Below are 19754 nucleotides of genomic sequence, written 5' to 3'. Positions count from 1 at the left end.
TTATTTTCGTTTAATTGCTCTTATCTTTTTCCAGAGCCTTTTTGACAATTTCCATGGCGCAGAGGTCTCCACACATGGAACATGCATCACTTTCGGTCACTCTACTTTCTCTGATAGACCGGGCTTTTTCACTGTCAATTGCCAGATTGTACTGTGTATTCCAATCCAGATTTTTACGTGCATAAGCCATTTCAGTATCTACGCTATGTGCACGTTCTTTTTGTCCATCTTTAACAAGGTCGGCAGAATGTGCAGCAATCCTTGTAACCATTGCTCCTTCCTTTATATCTTCAACAGAGGGCAGTGCAAGATGTTCTGAGGGTGTTGTCATGCATAGAAAATCCGCCCCATACATTCCAGCAAGAGTACCGCCGATAGCACCTGTTATGTGGTCATAACCGGGAGCAATATCAGTTACAAGAGGACCCAGAAGATAAAGTGGAGCCCCATCGCACAGTTTTTTCATTCCCTGAACACTAAGCTCAATTTCATCCACTGGTACATGTCCCGGACCTTCAACAAACATCTGAACATTCTGGTTTCGAGCTTTTTTAATCAGTTCTCCCAGTGTTATGAACTCCATAAATTTTGGTCCGTCAGAAGCATCATTTATGCATCCTGGACGCATACCGTCTCCAAGACTTAATGTCATGTCATATTCATGAGCAATTTCTAAAAGATAGTCAAATTCACTGTAAAATGGATTTTCCTGTTCATTATGAACCATCCATGCTATGGTAAAAGCACCACCACGGCTGACAACATCTGTTATTCTGTTACTGTTTCTGAGCCTGTCAAGAGCATTCAGGTTTGCTCCTGCATGTATTGTAACAAAATCCACACCGTCTTTAGCATGCTTTAAAACCGCATTGAACATATCATCGGATGACATATCCACAACAGATTTATGTGGTGAAGCAGCCTGATAAATGGGGACGGTACCAAAGGACATGTTTATAGAGTCCATTATTTTTTTCCTTACCTTGTCAAGTTCTCCTCCAGTGGACAAATCCATTAAGGTATCGACACCGTATCTTTCTGCGGATTTTGCTTTTTCTACTTCGGTATCGATATCCACATAATCTCTGGATGTACCAATATTGGCGTTTACTTTGGTACTCATGTATTTTCCAATTCCACAGGGATTAGAACTGCTGTTGACGTTTTTCGGAATGGTTATCAGTCCCTCTGCAACACATGAACGCACGGTTTCAGAATCAATCCCTTCCTTTTCAGCCACGTTTTTTATTAAAGGTGTGATAATGCCTTTTTTAGCATCTTCCATTAATGTCATTGTTACTCTCTTGTTGGGTTTCTTTGCAAAATAAAGGTTTAGTCCAATATATATGTTTCATCACAATTGATGCAAAAAGAAAAATGATTTATTATCCTGATTATATAAACCAGTATAAAAGGGAATGTTGATGAATAATAGATTAAAAAACCATATTTTAAGTGTGTTCACTGTATTTCTAATCGGTCTGGCAGTGGGTATTTCAGTACCTATGTTTGGTGTTCAGGATGTAGAAACCAATGACTGTTTGGAGGTTGTAGAAAGTACAACTTCACTCGGTGCACTCGATGAGAACAACACCAATATACAGATTTATTCATACAATTTTACGTTGTACAACGGAAATGAGCATAAATTATTGATAAAAACCTTTAAACCAGAATTCAGCCAGAATTTTTCAGATATTATTGTTACAAAAAATACCACACAAATAATTAATAAATCAATTGAACCAGAAGGTTTCATCCAGATAAAAAATGATATTCGCCTTAATACTACAGGATTATCAAAGGAAGAATTATTGGAATTGGAACCGTTTATTCAACGTATAAATATAACCTCTGTAACTTCTCATCCAATACCGGGTGGTTAATCAATATAATTTTTTGTATATGCAATCATGATTTATGGAACGACTTTATATATGACATTTAAAATCAAATAAATTAACTCATCTAATTCTCAAAAATCGTAAATAAGATAACGTTAACAGGTAACATAAGAATGAGTATAGTTGCTTTTGCAGAAAAAAATAAGGCTGCAGCCCAGATAGCCAGTATTCTCAGTGAGGGTAATTTTGAACGTACAACACTTGAGGGTGTAAACGTTTATGAATTTAAAAAGGACGGGAAGCAATGGCGAATCATGGGATTATCAGGTCATATAATGACTTATGACTACCCACAGGAATATAATAACTGGAAAGATGTCGACCCCGGTGTACTTATCGACACCATGCCTGAACAATTTATAACCAAACAGGCTTTTGCCAATGCTATATCCCGTTTAGCCAAGGATTCAGATGAGATTATCCTTGCATGTGATTATGACAGAGAAGGGGAAAACATTGGTTTTGAAGCAAAATCAATTGCAGAAAAAGTATGTAATTCACCAATAAAACGGGCGCGCTTTTCATCCCTTTCCACCGGTGAAATAAAAAAAGCTTTTCAGAATCCTGTAGAGCCCGATGTAAATTTGGCTAATTCAGCAAAAGCCCGGCAAATACTGGATTTGAAAATGGGTGTCGCATTCACCCGATATATCACGCTTTCAGTCCAGCAAAAAGCCAGAACCAAAGGTGTACTTTCCATAGGACCCTGCCAGACACCCACATGCGGATTTGTCTATGAACGAGAAAAAGCAATTAAAGAATTTGAGCCAAGGGATTTTTGGAAAATAGAGGCAGTTTTTACTCACAACGACATTGATTTTCAGGGTACTCACAGAACAGGCAAATTTTTTGATAAACAAAAGGCGGACGCGGTTTACAATAAAATAAGTGATTGCAAAACCGGACAGGTTACAAACAAAAAAGTAAAAGAGACAAAGTCCAGTCCGCCTTATCCGTTAAATACAAATGAATTTTTAAAACGTGCATCCAAATTTCTGGGGCTTAATTCAGACAGAGCACTTGAAATTGCAGAACAGTTGTATTTGTCAGGGTTTACCAGCTATCCAAGGACTGAAACAAATAAATATGCAAACGATTTTGATTTTCAATCCCGTGTTGCAGAGCTGACAAAAAAAGCACATAAAGAGCTTGCACTTGAAGTATTTAAAAATTCTGAAGACGGTTTCAATCCCAGAAATGGTACAAAGGATGCACAAGACCACCCACCGATTCATCCTATAAAGTCGGCGAATAAAGGTGACATAAACAATGCGGTAAACGATTCCAAAGGCTGGGATGTGTATGACTTAATAGTCAGACATTTTCTTGCAAATCTGATGCAACCAGCCGTTTTTGAAAAAACCCGGATTGAAATCTCTGTCAACGATGAAATATTCGATGCGACAGGTACAGTGAAAAAGGAATCAGGATGGATATGGGTATATCCTTTTGAAGCCAAAAACGACAAGATTCTTCCAGAAATAGAAATTAATGAAAAGTTAAAGATTAATAAAATCACAAATACCAACTCACAGACTACTCCTCCAAAACGCCTTACAGAATCAGAACTTCTGACACTTATGGATAAAAACGGAATTGGTACCAAAGCAACAGCACCTACACATATAGAAACCAACAAAAAACGAGGGTATTTTGAAACAAAAGGCAAATCCATATCCATCCTTGATACAGGTTTTACACTTATGGATGCACTGGATAAATCTGTACCTTTAATCGTCAAACCTGAAATCAGGGCACGTGTAGAACAGCTTATCCAGGACGTTGAAGATGGTAAAAAATCACTCGATGGAGCGATTAATGAGGGAACAGCACTTATAAAACAGATGTATTCCCAGCTTACCTCCAATAAAGATGAGATGGTATCACAGATAGCCGGTACAATCTATGATGAAAGTGTTGCCGCAGATTCGGATAATTATATAGGTAAATGTAGTGAATGCAGTCGTGTTCTTCGAATAGTAACAACTGATAACGGCAGGTTTGTGGGATGTACAGGTTATCCTGAATGTAAAAATACCTACCCCCTCCCCAAAAAAGGTGCTTTGAACATAATGAAAAGTCGTGAATGTAAAAAAGGAGCACCTGCTGTAATCAAAGTGGGTAATAAATATCATTGGGCTGTTGGTATAGGACCATGTTTCAAATGCGATATGGAAAATGAGTGTTTTCCACCTGAAATTGTCGGACAGTGTCCCAATTGCGATGGATATATGTTTTTAATAAAGACCAAGGATTCACGTTTTCTGGGATGCACCAATAAATGTGGTTATACCCAGTCTGTTCCCAAATCAGGCAGATTGACTATCCTTGATGATACATGTGAATGCGGCTGGAATATTGTACGTGTAAAAGAAAAGGAAAAAGAAGCAAAAGAGTTTTGTGTAAATCGGAAATGCATCAACAAACTTTGATATTATTCTTCTACTGGGTAACAAAATTTTGATATAATTATTTTTATTGAGTAATTTAAGCAAAGGTCTTATATATACTAACTAACAAATAGTTCGTATAGAGACGAAGAAAATATCAAAAAGTTTAAAAGCTTGATTTTTCATTACACCCTTTAATCAAGCTAATAATCCCAAAAAACTTACCTCCTATACCCCATCAATACTCTTCGTCTCTATTTTCTTCTATCCATCTGTTACCGAATTTTTCACTATATACAAGTTCATGTATCTCTTTTCGCTCTGACGTTGACTTTTCTGCTGGATGTCCTATGGCAACTACTGCCATGAGTTCGAAGGATTCGGGTGTCTCCAGTATGGTGTTAACACTTTCAGCCTGGTTTAGAATCTCTCCCAGCCAGACTGCACCCAGTCCCAGCTCATGGCATGCAAGTAGCATGTTTTCAATGGATGCACCAATGGACTGTATATCTTTAACATAGTTGTATAAGACCTCATGGTAGAGATATACCACAATTAAAAGAGGTGCACCTTCTACAATTTCACTGTAGTGGGTGCATGTAGATAGATTTTTTATAGTTTCTTTGTCCTGTATAACAATGAATCTCCAGGGCTGGTTGTTTAATCCTGATGGAGCCCATCGACCTGAATCCAGAATTGTATCTATATCCTCTTTTTCAACAGGAGTATTTTCAAATTTCCTTATACTTCTTCTGGCTTTTATTGTATCTAATGTATGCAAAATTGACACCCTTTAATCAGTTAAATAACCCATAATAACAAAAAGTTTTCCTGTTATCAAACAGGAAAACTCTTTAATTGAACAAATTCCAGATTTTATCCCTGAAGCCAGGGGATCTTGGATCTTAATTCTTTGCCTACGTTTTCAGCAAGGTGTTCTTTTTCTTTTTTCTCCAGAGCACTTAATACAGGACTGTTTGTCTGGTTTTCAAGTACAAATTCTCTGGCAAATTCACCGCTCTGGATTCTTTCGAGTGCTTCATACATCGCCTCTCTTGATTGCTCATTTATTATTTTTGGACCTACAGTAAGCCCTCCATATTCAGCGGTGTTGGATACCGAACTCCACATTTTTTCAAGACCGCCTTCATAGATGAGGTCAACAATTAATTTCAATTCATGGAATGTTTCAAAATAAGCCATTTCAGGCTGATATCCAGCGTCAACAAGTGTTTCAAATGCGGTTTTTATAAGGGTACTCACTCCACCGCAAAGATCTACCTGTTCTCCGAAAAGGTCAGTTTCGGTTTCTTCCCGGAAACTGGTTTCAAGGACTCCTGCTCTGGTACATCCTATACCTTTTGCATGGGCAAGAGCCAGGTTTTTCGCATCTCCAGTGGCATCCTGATATACAGCTATCAGACCTGGTACACCTGCACCTTCTTCAAAGGTTCTTCTGACAAGATGTCCCGGACTTTTTGGAGCAACCATATAGACATCTATATCTTTTGAGGGTACGATCTGGTTGTAGTGGATGTTGAAACCATGTGAGAAAACTATGGCGTTACCGGGTTCAATTCCGGGTTTGATATGTGATTCATAAACATTTGCCTGAACTTCATCAGGCATAAGTATCTGTATTACATCAGCGGCTTTTGCGGCTTCAGATATGGATTTTACTTCAAGTCCGTCATTCTCTGCCTGTTTCCAGCGAGAACTTCCTTCTCTTAAACCGATTATAACATTCAATCCGCTGTCATGTAGGTTCTGTGCCTGTGCATGACCCTGACTTCCGTATCCTATAACTGCAATTGTTTTGTCTTTTAATGCATCGATATTCGCATTATCATCATAATACATCTCTACCATTTTTACTACCTCTGTTTTTTTATTGTATAATATGATTAAACGTAATTTTAATTTTCAGGATTTTTTAATTCCTCTTGTCATCGCAATTTTACCGGTCCTTACCATTTCTTTTATACCGAACGGGCGTAAAAGCTGTTCTATTGCGTTGATTTTATCCTCGTTGCCAGTAATCTCTATTGTCATGGATTTTGCCGCAACATCAACAGTACGGGCCCTGAAAACATCCACTATCTGCATGATTTCAGGTCTTGTTTTGGTGTCGGTTGTCACTTTTATAAGTGCCAATTCTCGTTCAACCGAATCTTTTGCATCTAAATCGGTAACTCTTATAACATCAACCAGTTTATTTAATTGTTTGGTTACCTGTTCCAGTACATGGTCATCACCGTGTACTACAATGGACATCCGGGATATATCCGGGTCATCGGTAATTCCTACCGCCAGGCTGTCTATATTGTAGCCTCGTCTTGAGAAAAGTCCTGCCACTCGTGCAAGGACACCGTATTTGTTCTCAACCAGAACTGCAAGTGTGTGCTTCATTATTATCTCTCCAGATCCAGTATTTCATTGATTGCAGCGCTTGCGGGCACCATTGGTGATACATTTTCACTTTTTTCTACCACAAAATCAATAACAGTGGGTCTTTCAGATGCGAGAGCCTCATCGATTACAGGTCGAACATCTTCTGGTTTTTCAGCTCGAAGACCCAATGCACCATAGGCTTCGGCAAGTTTGACAAAATCAACACTTTCTTCAAGACATGTACATGAATACCTCTGTTCAAAGAACAGTTCCTGCCACTGTCTGACCATGCCCAGATAGCAGTTGTTAATTACCGCGACAATAACCGGGATATTATGTTGTACTGCTGTCGCAAGTTCCTGACAGTTCATCTGGAATGAACCATCCCCTGCAATATCAAAAACCACTTTTTCAGGCTTGCCGATTTTTGCACCAAGAGCTGCAGGGAATCCATATCCCATAGTTCCGAGACCACCGGAAGTAATGAATGTACGTGGCTCTTTAAATTTGAAGTATTGTGAAGCCCACATCTGGTGTTGCCCGACTTCTGTAACAATTATTGCATCTCTGCATGCATCATTTATCTGCTCGATAACATATTGTGGTTTTATAACATCTTCATTTTCAAAGTATTTCAGAGGATATTGCTCTTTCCATTGATTGATTTTTTGAAGCCATGGTCCAAAATCACATGTGCTTACCTGTTTAGTCAATGATTTCAGTATCCATTTAGCATCTCCTACTATTGGTACACTTACCTTGATATTCTTTGAAATTTCTGCAGGGTCTATGTCGATGTGTATTATATCTGCATTTGGGGCAAATGCTGCGATTTTTCCTGTAACCCTGTCATCAAACCTTGCCCCAACAGCGATTATAAGGTCGGATTCCTGTATTGCATAGTTTGCATATTTTGTTCCATGCATGCCAAGCATACCCATATTCTGGGGATGGTCGTCAGGGAAACATCCTATACCTGTAAGTGTAGTTGTAACTGGGGCGTTGATTTTTTCGGCAAATTCTTTTAGTTCATCGCTGGCATTGGAATTAATGATGCCTCCACCTGCGTATATTACCGGTTTTTTCGACCTTTCTATATATTCTGAGGCTTTTTTAACCTGCTGAAGGTTACCTTTATAAGTGGGTTTGTATCCTCTCAGCTCTACTTTATCTGGATAATGGAAGTCTATTTCCTGTGCGGTAACATCTTTTGGTATATCGATTAGAACAGGACCTTTTCTTCCGGTTGATGCAATATGGAATGCTTCTTTTATTATTCTTGGCAGGTCATTTGCATCCTGTACAAGATAATTGTGTTTTGTAATTGGCAGTGTGATACCGGTAATGTTTGCTTCCTGGAAAGCGTCATTACCTATCATAAAAGTGGGGACTTGTCCTGTTATGGCAACCATAGGGATTGAATCCATATATGCAGTTGCAATCCCTGTTACAAGATTGGTTGCTCCGGGTCCCGAGGTAGCAACACATACACCAGTTTTACCTGTAGCTCTTGCATATCCATCTGCAGCATGGGCTGCTGATTGTTCGTGTCGTGTAAGTATATGATTTAAATCCGATTTGTAAATTTCATCATATATAGGAAGTACAGCACCACCGGGATACCCAAATATTGTATCCACATTTTCTTTATATAGACATTCAATAAGAGCCCGTGCACCGGTCATTTTTTCTGTAGACTCTTTCATGCTACATCTCCATAATTTTGTGATTGATATGAATATTGATAATTTAAATATCTGGTGTTGGTTGAGCCAACTTATATACCTGAAGCATATAAGTTTCACTCATCCAATAAATAATTAATACCGTTTAAAACAGCTTCAACAGATGCCATTATGATATCAGTGCGAGCCCCTCTGGAAGTAATTATCTTTCCATCTTTTGAAAGTTTAACCAGTACTTCCACAAGTGCATCAGTACCACCTGTTATAGCATCCACATGATATTCCTGAAGTTGTATATCTGCAACACCGGATATGGCTTTTCGGACTCCTTGAATGGCGGCATCTACAGGTCCGTTTCCAACACCCGCTTCAACTATATCTTGACCATTGACATTGAGTTTAGTGGATGCGGTGGGTGTGACAGTATTTCCGGAAACGACAGTAAGTTCTTCCAGTTTGACTTTGGGTTCACGGTAAATTTCAAGAACGGTTTCAGCAATGGACTGGATATCTGCATCGCTAACACGTTTTCCTTTATCTGCCAGTACCTTGACTCTACTCAGTATCTCGTCAAGTTGAGACTCATCAACTTCAAGTCCGAGTTCTTTGAGTGCAAGTTTTAATGAACTTTTACCTGCATGTTTGCCCATGACAATTTTTCGCTCTCTACCTATTGTTTCTGGTTTTAATGGTTCATAGGTAGAGGTATTTGCCAGTAGACCGTGAACATGAATTCCTGCTTCATGGGTAAATGCATTCTCTCCAACAAGAGCTTTATTAGCAGAAACAGGAAGGCCTGTCAAACGGCTTACAGTTCTTGATGTTTTGTATAATTCCTCAAGTTTAATACCTGTATCATAATTGTACAGCCATTCAAGTATCATTATAACTTCTTCAAGCGAAGTGTTTCCTGCTCTTTCGCCGATACCGTTGACAGTCATGTGGCACTCACGAGCACCTGCATTAATTGCAGCAACACTGTTGGCTACAGCAAGTCCAAAATCATCATGACAGTGGACGCTTAAAGGAGCATCAAGGGAAGACGACATATCTGAAAAAATCTCTCTTGTTTTTTCAGGAATAAGCATTCCAACAGTATCACAATAGCACAATCTATCTGCACCTGCACTAATACCGTCTGAATACAGTGATTTCAGGAATTCATGGTCTGCACGGGATGCATCTTCTCCACTGAGTTCCACAATAAGCCCGTGGTCTTTAGCGTATTCGGTAACTTCACTTGCTATCTGGCGTACCTCATCCCGGTCTTTTTTTAGTTTAGCGGTAATGTGAAGGTCAGATACCGGAACTACCAGATGAATTGAATCAACATCACATTCGAGCGCATAATCCACATCAGAGTTTTTGATACGGCAATAACTACAGATTTCAGCATTGATATTTTCTGCAGTAATGGCTTTTATAGACTCGCGTTCACCTTCTGAAGTTATTGCTGAACCGGCTTCAATAATATCTATACCAAGCTCATCCAGTTTCTGAGCTATCGATACTTTATCTTCGGTTGTAAGTGCTACACCGGGTGTCTGTTCACCATCTCTTAGTGTAGTATCCAGAAAACGAATATTTTCGAATAATATGATCCCTCACATTTGTTTATGCAGCATATAGTAAACATCTATCTTAGATATGTTTAACGATGGTCTATCCATTAGTATCAGTAATATATAAGCTCAGAGATATTTTTCAGTATTTAAAATTGCTTTGGTTACAAGGTCTGCGGCAGACTTCATGTCGTCTATACTCAGGAGTTCAACAGGTGAGTGAATATATCTGGTTGCAATACTGATGGTGCTTGAAGGTATACCTTCTCTTGTAATATGTATAGCAGTTGCATCAGTTGTACCGCCATCACTAACATCCATTTGATATGGTATGTCGTTTTCATTTCCTGTTTCCTTTAGCCATTTAACAATATTTTTGTCAGCGATTAATCCTCTGCCACCAGCGTCCATTACAGTAATAACACACCCTTCTCCTATTTCAAGGGCTGAATCTTTTTTCTCAATACCGGGATGGTCACCGGGTATAGTAGTATCAATAGCTATGGCAGCGTCTGGATTCAGTCCGAATGCTGATGTACGAGCTCCTTTTAATCCGACTTCTTCCTGTACAGTTCCCACAGCATATATAGTAGGCTTTATATCAACATCCATTTCTGAAAGTTGTTTCATTATTTCAATGGTTACGGCAACACCCGCTCTGTTATCAAAGGCTTTTCCGGTCATAAATCCATTTGCAAGGGGTTCAAAATCCCTGTCAAGAGATATGGTAGACCCTACCTGTACACCAAGATTTTCTGCGTCTTCTTTATCCTTGGCACCAACGTCTATAAACATATCTTCTGCTTTTATCGGTTTCTTCTTATCCTCGTCGCTCATCACATGTGGTGGTTTGGCACCGATGACTCCTTTTATAGGACCGTTTTCAGTGTCTATTACAACGCGCTGATTGTAAAGTGTTTGATCAAACCATCCACCGACTTTTACAAATCTTATAAACCCGTTGTCATCGATGTATTTGACCATCAATCCAATTTCGTCCATATGAGCAGCCAGCATTATGGTAGGTCCACTGCCCTTTTTTGTGGCTATAAGGTTTCCGTTTTTGTCGGTTCTGATGTCGTCTACATAGGGTCTGATTTCTTCTTCCATTATATTTCTGATATTGTTTTCAGATCCCGATATTCCATGAGCATTTGACAATTTTTCAAGCAGTTTTTGTATATGTTCCATTGTTATCACCGTATATCTGTACAAGGCTTTTAAGAATATAAATTGTTTGAGTTGGTTATGTATATTTGTTTTTTGTTTTAAATCAAAACATTATTATGGATATAATTAAAATTCTACTCCCATGTTTACGGTTTTAACAGGTGCTCAGTTTGGCGATGAAGGAAAAGGAAAAATTGTCGATTTGATGTCTAAAGATTACGATATAATAGTTCGTTTTCAGGGAGGAGATAATGCAGGACACACGGTAACAGTTGGAGATGATGTTTATAAACTCCATCTTATCCCATCTGGTTTCCTTTATAATGCCAGAGTTTTGATAGGTCCGGGAGTGGTTCTTAATCCTGAAGTTCTTGCTGATGAAATAGATATGCTGGAAAAAAGTGGATGCAATGTCGAACCCGAAAAACTTGGTGTTGATTCAAAAACCAGTGTTATAATGCCTTATCATATTGAACTTGACAACCTGCGTGAATCAGCACTTACTGAAAAAATAGGGACAACCAAACGTGGAATTGGTTTTGCCTATGTAGATAAAGTAGCAAGAAATGAAATCCAGTTTTCAGACCTTACAGATAAAAACAAACTTATAGAAAAACTTTCAGAACTTGCACCCCAGAAGAAAAATGATATCGAATTTTTGGGAGGAGACCCGTCCATTGTAATGGATGAAGAACTGATTGACAAGTATGTAAAACTTGGTAAAAAACTGGAACCATATATGGCGGATGTCTCCTATGAGGTGAACAAGGCAATTGATAACGGAAAAAGTGTCATGGCAGAAGGTGCACAGGGAACTCATCTGGATGTTATTCATGGTACCCAGAAGTATGTAACATCTTCAAGTACCATAGCAGGTTCTGCATGTTCCAGTATTGGTGTAGGTCCTACAAAGGTAACCAATGTACTGGGTATTGTAAAATCCTATATAACACGTGTTGGTGAAGGACCGCTTCCGACAGAACTTAATGATGAAGTGGGAAAACACTTCCAGGATGTAGGTCGTGAATTCGGTACTACTACCGGAAGACCTCGAAGATGTGGATGGATTGATTTACCGCTTATATTAAAATCCATTAATTTAAACGGTTATACAGGTATAGCATTAACCAAACTGGATGTATTGTCAGAACTTGACCCAATTAAAATCTGTGTAGGGTACAAACTTGATGGTGAATATATGGAATACCCTCCACAACTGACATCCGACCTTTCAAGATGTGAGCCTGTATATGAAGAGTTACCCGGATGGAAACAGGACCTAACCCATGTCACAGAATTTGGTGACCTTCCAGAAAAAGCACAAAAATATGTTAAACGCCTGGAAGAACTTATGGGTGTGCCTGTCGAATATATATCAGTGGGTCCTGGTAGAGCACAAACCTTCAAGAACCTATAATGCTCAATAGGTGGTGTAGTTCACTTTGAAAGTACATCATCAATAGTCGAGGTATAAATGAAAATCTCAAGATAAGCAACTATTAGATATTATATAATTAACTCCTGTTAATTTTCTATCAATTCAGATTGGATCATTTTTTTTGGAATCCAGACTTTATTATCAAAGGCATCTTTCATAAGGTAACTATCATTTATTTCATCAAGAATCAGAGAGATTGGTCTAAAAACTATATTTCTCTTATCCAGATACCATTTCGGTATTTTGAAAAAATATAGTTTCTGTGCAGACAATTTTTTTGCTGTTATTTTGATGAATACATTCATTTCCGATGTTTTTGCTGTGTCCAAGCAAACCAGTCCTTCAGTTTGTAAGCCTTTAATAATTTATCAATTATGTTGTATTTTAACTTTTATATAAATCTTGAGATGATATTAATGAATAGTTAAAATGTAGTAATATAAATTTTGTCATGATTTGTAAATTATTTTTCTTTTTGAACGTATGTTTTTGTTGACCGATAAATTAATCAACCTTATATCCATGCATAATAATCCAAAAGTATCCCTGACAAAATTTATATAAGTAATCATACCTTTTATTTCAGGAACAACAAGGAGGATAACATGACAACAGCATATGATGTCCCTGCAAATGATTTAATAAATAAAGTAGCAGAGAAGTTGAAAGAAAACGAACATGTAAACCCACCTGAGTGGGCAAGTTACGTTAAAACCGGTGTTTTTAATGACCTCCCGCCAGCAGAAGATGACTGGTGGTATACTCGTTGTGCAGCAGTATTAAGGAGTATTTATATGGATGGTCCTGTAGGAGTTGAAAGGCTACGCTCAATGTACGGGGGCAAATTAACCAGAGGCGTGGTACCTGCACATAAACTGAAAGGCAGCGGATCAATCTTAAGGAAGGCACTTCAACAGCTTGAGAATGCAGGATATGTACGTACATTAAAGACCGGTAGAGTGGTTTCATCACAGGGTCAGGCATTTCTGGACAATGTTGCATATGAAGTTAAAAACGAGCTTCTTGAATCCCGGCCCGAAATAGCTCAATATTAAACCTTCCCGGTAGAAATAAATATTCTAAACATATAGTTTAATGTACATATTTCAGGAATGGTTGAGCTTTATCTACCATTTTAAAAATAGGGATGTGATGATAGATGTCTGACGAGCTTGAAGAAATACGTAGAAAAAAGCGAGAACAAATCCAGCAACAACAGCAGGCTGCTCAACAACCTGGCATCGACCAGTATGCCAACCAGCAAGAACAAGCTGAAAGGATGGAAGAAGAAAAAAAGAAGATTCTTCGACAGATTTTAACACCTGATGCACGGGAGCGTTTAACAAGGCTTAAAATGTCCAGAAACGAGTTGGGTGAACAGCTGGAATCTCAATTGATATCACTTGCACAAAGCGGACGCATCCAGTCTGTAATTGATGATGAAAAGTTGAAACAGCTTCTTTCTCAGATACAACCCAAAAAACACGATACTAACATAAGGCGGGTATAATAAAGATAAAAGACGATATATACGCTTATGAAAGCTTCTGTGCTTTTTAGTGGAGGAAAAGACAGTTCATTATCAGCTATCTTGCTGGAGCCATTTTTTGAAATAGAATTGATAACATTCAGTTTTTCATTACTTCCAGTTGGAGAGTTTGTTAGTGAATCTGCATATGAACTGGGCTATCCTTATAAAATACTAAATCTTGATACAGAGATACTGGACAAAGCTTTGAAAATGGCAATAGAGGATGGTTATCCCAAAAATGCCATAAATTATATTCATTATAACGCCATTAAAAAGCTTGCATCTATAAAATCGAATTCAAAAGAGGCTATAGCAGACGGTACACGCCGTAATGACCGGGTTCCGATGCTTGGTGAATCTCAAATACAAAGTCTTGAAGACAAATACAATATATATTACATTACCCCTCTTAAGGGGTATGGCAGAAGTGCAGTAGATGTACTTGTTCAAAAGTATCTGGAAATTGAGCAGAACCAAAGCGAAAATATAATCAAGGCTGATTACGAGACAGAGCTCAGAGAAATCATACGTCAGACATATGGTGATGATAAAGTATCACAAATATTCCCGTCTCATGTCCAGTCGCGTATAATAAAACGTATAAAATGAAGTACAGTTTGAACCGGCTATGTTTATAAAAAGATATATACGATGGCTTATCTTTTAAATCCGGCTGTTGACTGGACAACTAATTAAAAACTTTATATAATGCTTATAGGATTTACAGTTTAAGAAGGTGAGACAATTGAGTCATAATTCAAAGGGACAAAAAAAGAGGTTAGCAAAGGCACATAAACAGAATCATCGTGTTCCGACATGGGTTATTATGAAATCCAACAGAGAAGTAGTAACCCATCCAAAGAGAAGAAACTGGAGAAGGAACGATTTGAAGGTAAAATAATTCTATACCTGAATTAATGAAAGGTGATATCAATGGCAGATGACGCGGTTTCTGAACAAATTTATACAATTCCTCTCCGGAAAGTAAAGAGCGCACCAAGATGGAAACGTTCTCATAAGGCAATGGCACTTATAAGACAATTTCTTATAAGGCACACAAAATCTCTTCCGTCACAGATAAAGATTGACCGAACTGTTAATGAAAAGGTTTGGGAAAGAGGTTCTGAAAAGCCGCCATCTTCGATAAGAGTACGTGCTGCCAAATTCGAAGATGGTGAGGTACAGGTTGAGCTTGCATAAATTCACTATAATATCATTAAAAATTAATTTGCAAAAATGACCCGAACCCTGAATATACTGGACAACCCTGTAATAGGAGTATTTGCCACCTGTACTGAAGAACTGGCAATAGTTCCTACTGGAACAAAAGAAAAAACGATAAAATCCATTGAGGATTCTTTGCAGGTACAGGTAATTTCAACGTTAATAAGTGGAAGTACTGTTGTGGGATCTCTTGTATCTGGAAATTCCCACGGATTATTGATACCAAGATATGGGAACGAGGACGACCTAAAGGATACGGACGTTACTGTCAGTACAGTGCCCAGTAACCTTACAGCAATCGGTAATACAGTTCTTGCTAATGATTCAGCTGCACTGGTGCATCCCAATTTTTCAGATAAGTCAATAGAAGTCATATCAGAAACACTCGGTGTAAATGCTGAAAGGGGTACAATTGCCGGAATCAAGGCAGTTGGAATGGCAGGTGTTGCTAATAATAATGGAATACTGGTCCACCCTAATACAACTCCTTCTGAAATGAGTCAACTTGAAAAGTTATTTGATTTACCGATAGATGTTGGTACAGTTAACTATGGATCACAAATGGTAGGTTCAGGGGTTATTGCAAATACCAGTGGTTATTTAGCAGGCTATGAAACCACAGGATATGAGCTTGGACGAATAGAAGATGTACTTGGATTTATTTAATCTAATCAAATATTAAAGGTGGTTTAAATGAAAAATTATCTTGTAAAGGGTAAATTTAAAGCAGGACATTACTGGGAAAAATTCAGTAAATATGTTGAAAGCCAGAATGAAAAGAATGCAACTGAAAAAACATATTCTTTATTTGGCAGTAAACATGGAGTAAAACGATTTGACATTAAAATCGACAGTATTACAGAGGTATAATGTATGTCTGATGGCGCTTCAGGTAAGGGCGATACTGAGCAGTATTTCAGACAATTATCAACACAGTACCAGCAGTATAAAAACCAACTCGAATCAATAAAACAGCATATTGATATGGTTTATACCTCATCAGAGGAATGTGTAAAGGCATTAAACACGATAGAAAGCCTTGAATCCCTTGAAGAAGGAACCGAATCAATGGTACCAATAGGTTCAGGTACATATATGCATGCACAGTTCAACGACCTTAATAGGTTTGTAATTGATATCGGTGCTGGTATAAGTGTAGAAAAGAATAGGGAAGATGCGAAGGAAACTCTTAACAAACGTAAAGAAGAAATGGACAATGCATATGAAAGACTAAATGAATCATATTCACAGGTAGTACAAAATATGCAGGAAATTGAACGCCAGTTCAATGAATATCAATCCAAAATGCAATCTCAGCAAGATGGGGCTTATAGAGCCCAATAAATTAATGTTTTAATTTCTTTCTGGATTTGCAAATTTTTTATATCAACATGCGGGGATGCCATTGTTCAACAAACTCAAAGAAAAACTCAGCAGCTTTAAAAAATCAGCCGAAGATACCATAGATGAAAAAGCGGTTGAGGTTGAAGAGCAAAATACCCAGCCAGCAGAAACCAGTGAACCTGAACCTGTCAAAACAGAACCCAGCAAAACATCTAACAATTTGGAACAAGAGACTGGTTCCAAATCCGGAACAGGTTTCGGTCAAAAAGCCAAAGCATTTGTTTTTAAAAGGGAATTTGTCCTTGATGAAGATGATATCCAGGATACACTCTGGGACCTTGAAATGGGTTTACTTGAAAATGATATTGCACTATCGGTTTCTGAAGCAATCGTTGAATCTGTAAAAAATGAACTGGTGGGGACCCGCAGGAGGATTGGAAGTGATACCGGTAAAATTGTTGAGGATGCCCTAAAAAAATCCCTCTACAATATAATGTCTGCAAACACATTTGATTTTGATGAATATCTTAAAAATGCGGAAAAACCTGTGCATATTGTATTTGTGGGTGTAAACGGGACTGGTAAAACCACAACCATAGCAAAAATGGCAAACCTCCTCCAGAATGATAACTATTCTACAGTGATTGCAGCAGGGGATACTTTCAGGGCAGGTGCAATTGACCAGATAGAATCACATGCAAATAAAATTAATACCAAATTGATAAAGCACCAGGAAATGGGAGACCCTGCAGCAGTAGTATATGATGCAGTACAGTATGCAAAATCACGTAGTATTGATGTAGTTCTTTCAGATACAGCCGGAAGGATGCATACCAATGTAAATCTGATGTCACAGCTTGAAAAGGTATGCAGGGTAAGTTCACCCGACCTTATAATTTTTGTTGATGAAGCAGTAGCAGGAAATGATGCGGTTGAACGTGCACAACAGTTTAATGATAATATTCCTATCGATGGTTCAATACTGACAAAGGCTGATGCTGATTCTAAAGGCGGAGCAGCAATATCGATAGCTTATATAACAGGGAAACCCATACTTTATCTTGGTATAGGTCAGGGTTATGAAGACCTGAAAAAGTTTGACCCTCAATGGTTTGTAGACCAGCTTTTTGAATAATTTATGTAGCAGTTATTTTTCAATTCTGCTGTAAATTTTTCTGTCCTGTTGTATATGTCATCATTTGATGCAATTATATTTACAAATGCCGATCCCACAATTACACCGTTTGCACCTGATAAAACAACATTTTTGACCTGTTCGGGTGTAGATATACCAAATCCAACTGCTTTCGGGATGGATGAATTAACCATTTTTAAAAGTTGTCCAGTATTTTCGGCTATATCACTGCGTGCACCGGTAACTCCCAGTCTGGATACAATATAAAGAAAACCTGAAGATTTTTCAGTAATCTTTTTTGTCCTTTCCTTGCCTGTGACAGGTGTAATTATAAGGATTAAATCCACGTCATTTTTTTGACAGGCATTTGCAAGTTCATCTGACTCTTCAACTGGAAGGTCGGGTACTATGACACCACTTATACCTGATTGTGCGCAGTCCTGCACAAATTTTTCTGTACCCCTTTTGTATATAAGGTTGTAATAGGTCATACAAACAAATGGTATATTGAACTTGTCAGAAATGGATGAAACCAGCTCAAAATACAAATCAGGGTTCATTCCAGCTTCAATGGATCTTTTTGAAGCAGCCTGTATAGAGGGTCCATCGGCCATAGGGTCTGAAAATGGTAAACCCAGCTCAATGATATCTGCTCCGCCTCTAACAAGTGAGCTGACAATATTTTTTGTAGCATCAGGTGACGGATCTCCTGCACAAACATAAGAAATAAGAGCTGCTTCATTTTCATCCAAATTATCAAATTTTTCTGATATTTTCATATATTTCCTTCTCCTTTACTGCTTTTGATTACAGTGTCAAGGTCTTTATCTCCTCTGCCTGACAGATTGATTACCACTATGTTTCCCAGTTCACCTGTTTTTGCTTTTTTCAGTACATGAGCAATGGCATGGGATGATTCAAGGGCAGGAATAATTCCTTCCAGATGACACAATTCGTGGAAAGCATCGATTGCTTCTTTATCACTGGCAACAGCAGTGTTAAGCCTTTCTGAATCTTTCAAGTAAGAAAGTTCAGGACCCACTCCTGAATAATCCAGACCTGCAGAAATAGAATGAGATTCCAGTATCTGTCCGTATTTGTCCTGTAATATCCGGGTTTTAGCACCGTGTAAAATTCCTTCTTCACCAACACATAGTGATGCGGAATGAAGAGCCGCTTTACTTGTGGATTTCATACTTTCTCCACCGGCTTCAACAGATATGAGTTTTACACCTGTATCATCGACAAATGGGTGGAATGTACCCATTGCGTTGCTTCCGCCTCCGGTACAGGCGACAATTGAATCGGGATATTTTCCTTCTTTTTCTATTATTTGTTTTTTTACTTCATTACCGATTACACACTGGAAATCCCTGACAATCATGGGGTACGGATGGGGACCAACTACCGACCCGATAAGGTAGTGAGTGCTATCGACATTACTCACCCAATCCCTGAGAGCCTCATTAATAGCATCTTTCAGGGTTTTAGACCCGGCACTAACAGGATGTACTTTTGCACCCAGCATTTCCATCCTGTAGACATTCGTTTTTTGCCTTTCCACATCCTTTTCTCCCATATATACTACTGTGTCAAGCCCTAATGCAGCTCCCGCCATGGCAGTTGCTGTGCCGTGTTGGCCTGCACCGGTTTCAGCTACTATGCGGTGTTTTCCCATGTATCTTGCAAGCAGTGCCTGTCCAAGTGTATTGTTTATTTTATGAGCGCCACCATGTAGCAGATCTTCACGTTTGAGATAGATTTTTATTCCGTATTTTTCGCTTAAGTTTCTGGCAAAATAAAGCGGGGTCTCACGACCTGCAAAATCATTAAGGTAGTAATGCAAGTCCTTCAAAAAATCAGGGTTGTTTTTATAATACTCATATTTTCTTTCAAGTTCTGATATAGCGGGTAACAGCATTTCGGAAACGTACTGCCCGCCGTATTTTCCATATGTAGCTTTACTGGTCATATTTATTC

Annotated in this window: 22 protein-coding genes; 12 read left to right on the top strand and 10 right to left on the bottom strand. The window is 38.4% G+C overall.

The genetic code is table 11. The annotated features are described in order from the left end of the window. Positions 1-10 precede the first annotated feature (10 nt). The gene (gene thiC, locus METEV_RS03695; RefSeq protein ID WP_013194219.1) at positions 11-1294 is read right to left on the bottom strand and encodes a phosphomethylpyrimidine synthase ThiC; all 1284 of its coding nucleotides are present in this window, start codon (positions 1292-1294) and stop codon (positions 11-13) included. A gap of 130 nt (positions 1295-1424) precedes the next feature. Here thiC and METEV_RS03690 point away from each other — a divergent pair, with 130 nt between their 5' ends. Together METEV_RS03690 and METEV_RS03685 are read left to right on the top strand one after the other, a co-directional pair. Then, entirely contained in the window at positions 1425-1886 is a 462-nt protein-coding gene (locus tag METEV_RS03690; RefSeq protein ID WP_013194218.1) for a hypothetical protein, read from the top strand. Positions 1887-2017: 131 nt separating this feature from the next. Further along, positions 2018-4336 (top strand): DNA topoisomerase I, encoded by a 2319-nt coding sequence (locus METEV_RS03685; protein ID WP_013194217.1) that lies wholly within the window; start codon positions 2018-2020, stop codon positions 4334-4336. 196 nt (positions 4337-4532) lie between these two features. On the opposite strand, the gene METEV_RS03680 is transcribed toward METEV_RS03685, so the two are convergent. From METEV_RS03680 to METEV_RS03655, 6 genes are all read right to left on the bottom strand, one after another. Next, positions 4533-5075 (bottom strand): nitroreductase family protein, encoded by a 543-nt coding sequence (locus tag METEV_RS03680; protein WP_013194216.1) that lies wholly within the window; start codon positions 5073-5075, stop codon positions 4533-4535. A gap of 95 nt (positions 5076-5170) precedes the next feature. Next, positions 5171-6163, bottom strand: coding sequence for a ketol-acid reductoisomerase (gene ilvC / locus METEV_RS03675; protein ID WP_013194215.1), 993 nt, complete (start codon positions 6161-6163; stop codon positions 5171-5173). 54 nt (positions 6164-6217) lie between these two features. Next, entirely contained in the window at positions 6218-6703 is a 486-nt protein-coding gene (gene ilvN / locus METEV_RS03670; protein WP_013194214.1) for an acetolactate synthase small subunit, read from the bottom strand. Positions 6704-6705: 2 nt separating this feature from the next. Then, a complete protein-coding gene (locus tag METEV_RS03665; protein WP_013194213.1) occupies positions 6706-8391 on the bottom strand; it encodes an acetolactate synthase large subunit in 1686 nt (561 codons plus the stop codon). Positions 8392-8486: 95 nt separating this feature from the next. Beyond that, complete coding sequence (locus METEV_RS03660; RefSeq protein WP_049890940.1) at positions 8487-9944, bottom strand: (R)-citramalate synthase; 1458 nt, start codon at positions 9942-9944, stop codon at positions 8487-8489. A gap of 117 nt (positions 9945-10061) precedes the next feature. Then, on the bottom strand, positions 10062-11123 hold the full coding sequence (locus tag METEV_RS03655; protein ID WP_013194211.1) for a M42 family metallopeptidase: 1062 nt from the start codon (positions 11121-11123) through the stop codon (positions 10062-10064). 121 nt (positions 11124-11244) lie between these two features. On the opposite strand from METEV_RS03655, the gene METEV_RS03650 reads away from it, so the two are divergent. Further along, the gene (locus METEV_RS03650) at positions 11245-12519 is read left to right on the top strand and encodes an adenylosuccinate synthase (RefSeq protein ID WP_013194210.1); all 1275 of its coding nucleotides are present in this window, start codon (positions 11245-11247) and stop codon (positions 12517-12519) included. Between the two features lie 107 nt (positions 12520-12626). Here the strand turns inward: METEV_RS03650 and METEV_RS03645 are convergent, their stop codons facing one another. Then, entirely contained in the window at positions 12627-12869 is a 243-nt protein-coding gene (locus METEV_RS03645) for a hypothetical protein (RefSeq protein WP_013194209.1), read from the bottom strand. Positions 12870-13145: 276 nt separating this feature from the next. On the opposite strand from METEV_RS03645, the gene METEV_RS03640 reads away from it, so the two are divergent. The 9 genes from METEV_RS03640 to ftsY all read left to right on the top strand — a co-directional run bounded on the left by METEV_RS03640 (position 13146) and on the right by ftsY (position 17774). Continuing rightward, positions 13146-13595, top strand: coding sequence for a 30S ribosomal protein S19e (locus METEV_RS03640; protein ID WP_013194208.1), 450 nt, complete (start codon positions 13146-13148; stop codon positions 13593-13595). Positions 13596-13699: 104 nt separating this feature from the next. Beyond that, the gene (locus METEV_RS03635; protein ID WP_013194207.1) at positions 13700-14050 is read left to right on the top strand and encodes a DNA-binding protein; all 351 of its coding nucleotides are present in this window, start codon (positions 13700-13702) and stop codon (positions 14048-14050) included. A 27-nt stretch (positions 14051-14077) separates the two neighbouring features. Continuing rightward, positions 14078-14680 (top strand): alpha hydrolase, encoded by a 603-nt coding sequence (locus tag METEV_RS03630; RefSeq protein ID WP_013194206.1) that lies wholly within the window; start codon positions 14078-14080, stop codon positions 14678-14680. A 136-nt stretch (positions 14681-14816) separates the two neighbouring features. After that, complete coding sequence (locus tag METEV_RS11965; RefSeq protein WP_013194205.1) at positions 14817-14972, top strand: 50S ribosomal protein L39e; 156 nt, start codon at positions 14817-14819, stop codon at positions 14970-14972. Between the two features lie 32 nt (positions 14973-15004). Beyond that, a complete protein-coding gene (locus METEV_RS03625; protein ID WP_013194204.1) occupies positions 15005-15271 on the top strand; it encodes a 50S ribosomal protein L31e in 267 nt (88 codons plus the stop codon). Between the two features lie 36 nt (positions 15272-15307). Further along, positions 15308-15961 (top strand): translation initiation factor IF-6, encoded by a 654-nt coding sequence (locus METEV_RS03620; RefSeq protein WP_013194203.1) that lies wholly within the window; start codon positions 15308-15310, stop codon positions 15959-15961. Between the two features lie 27 nt (positions 15962-15988). Beyond that, complete coding sequence (gene rpl18a, locus METEV_RS03615; protein ID WP_013194202.1) at positions 15989-16165, top strand: 50S ribosomal protein L18Ae; 177 nt, start codon at positions 15989-15991, stop codon at positions 16163-16165. Between the two features lie 3 nt (positions 16166-16168). After that, positions 16169-16639: a prefoldin subunit alpha gene (gene pfdA, locus METEV_RS03610; RefSeq protein WP_013194201.1), complete on the top strand. Its 471-nt coding sequence runs from the start codon at positions 16169-16171 to the stop codon at positions 16637-16639. A gap of 61 nt (positions 16640-16700) precedes the next feature. After that, positions 16701-17774, top strand: a complete 1074-nt coding sequence (gene ftsY / locus METEV_RS03605) for a signal recognition particle-docking protein FtsY (RefSeq protein WP_049890938.1) — start codon at positions 16701-16703, stop codon at positions 17772-17774. Here ftsY and trpA read toward each other — a convergent pair. Both trpA and trpB read right to left on the bottom strand, forming a co-directional pair. Then, complete coding sequence (gene trpA, locus METEV_RS03600; protein ID WP_013194199.1) at positions 17744-18553, bottom strand: tryptophan synthase subunit alpha; 810 nt, start codon at positions 18551-18553, stop codon at positions 17744-17746. The two genes, ftsY and trpA, sit on opposite strands and share 31 nt — an antisense overlap. Beyond that, positions 18550-19746, bottom strand: coding sequence for a tryptophan synthase subunit beta (gene trpB / locus METEV_RS03595; RefSeq protein ID WP_013194198.1), 1197 nt, complete (start codon positions 19744-19746; stop codon positions 18550-18552). The genes trpA and trpB overlap by 4 nt, the downstream gene beginning before the upstream one ends. Positions 19747-19754 lie beyond the last annotated feature (8 nt).

Origin of the sequence: Methanohalobium evestigatum Z-7303, from assembly GCF_000196655.1 — an archaeon.
GTDB classification, from domain to species: domain Archaea; phylum Halobacteriota; class Methanosarcinia; order Methanosarcinales; family Methanosarcinaceae; genus Methanohalobium; species Methanohalobium evestigatum.
This window is presented reverse-complemented; position numbering and strand designations above follow the sequence as displayed.

Excerpts from the sequence above, each read along its gene's own strand:
- thiC (WP_013194219.1), bottom strand. The coding sequence starts at position 1,294 with ATGACATTAATGGAAGATGCTAAAAAAGGCATTATCACACCTTTAATA.
- METEV_RS03690 (WP_013194218.1), top strand. The coding sequence starts at position 1,425 with ATGAATAATAGATTAAAAAACCATATTTTAAGTGTGTTCACTGTATTT.
- METEV_RS03685 (WP_013194217.1), top strand. The coding sequence starts at position 2,018 with ATGAGTATAGTTGCTTTTGCAGAAAAAAATAAGGCTGCAGCCCAGATA.
- ilvC (WP_013194215.1), bottom strand. The coding sequence starts at position 6,163 with ATGGTAGAGATGTATTATGATGATAATGCGAATATCGATGCATTAAAA.
- ilvN (WP_013194214.1), bottom strand. The coding sequence starts at position 6,703 with ATGAAGCACACACTTGCAGTTCTGGTTGAGAACAAATACGGTGTCCTT.
- METEV_RS03665 (WP_013194213.1), bottom strand. The coding sequence starts at position 8,391 with ATGAAAGAGTCTACAGAAAAAATGACCGGTGCACGGGCTCTTATTGAA.
- METEV_RS03655 (WP_013194211.1), bottom strand. The coding sequence starts at position 11,123 with ATGGAACATATACAAAAACTGCTTGAAAAATTGTCAAATGCTCATGGA.
- METEV_RS03650 (WP_013194210.1), top strand. The coding sequence starts at position 11,245 with ATGTTTACGGTTTTAACAGGTGCTCAGTTTGGCGATGAAGGAAAAGGA.
- METEV_RS03640 (WP_013194208.1), top strand. The coding sequence starts at position 13,146 with ATGACAACAGCATATGATGTCCCTGCAAATGATTTAATAAATAAAGTA.
- METEV_RS03635 (WP_013194207.1), top strand. The coding sequence starts at position 13,700 with ATGTCTGACGAGCTTGAAGAAATACGTAGAAAAAAGCGAGAACAAATC.
- METEV_RS03630 (WP_013194206.1), top strand. The coding sequence starts at position 14,078 with ATGAAAGCTTCTGTGCTTTTTAGTGGAGGAAAAGACAGTTCATTATCA.
- METEV_RS03625 (WP_013194204.1), top strand. The coding sequence starts at position 15,005 with ATGGCAGATGACGCGGTTTCTGAACAAATTTATACAATTCCTCTCCGG.
- METEV_RS03620 (WP_013194203.1), top strand. The coding sequence starts at position 15,308 with ATGACCCGAACCCTGAATATACTGGACAACCCTGTAATAGGAGTATTT.
- rpl18a (WP_013194202.1), top strand. The coding sequence starts at position 15,989 with ATGAAAAATTATCTTGTAAAGGGTAAATTTAAAGCAGGACATTACTGG.
- pfdA (WP_013194201.1), top strand. The coding sequence starts at position 16,169 with ATGTCTGATGGCGCTTCAGGTAAGGGCGATACTGAGCAGTATTTCAGA.
- trpA (WP_013194199.1), bottom strand. The coding sequence starts at position 18,553 with ATGAAAATATCAGAAAAATTTGATAATTTGGATGAAAATGAAGCAGCT.
- trpB (WP_013194198.1), bottom strand. The coding sequence starts at position 19,746 with ATGACCAGTAAAGCTACATATGGAAAATACGGCGGGCAGTACGTTTCC.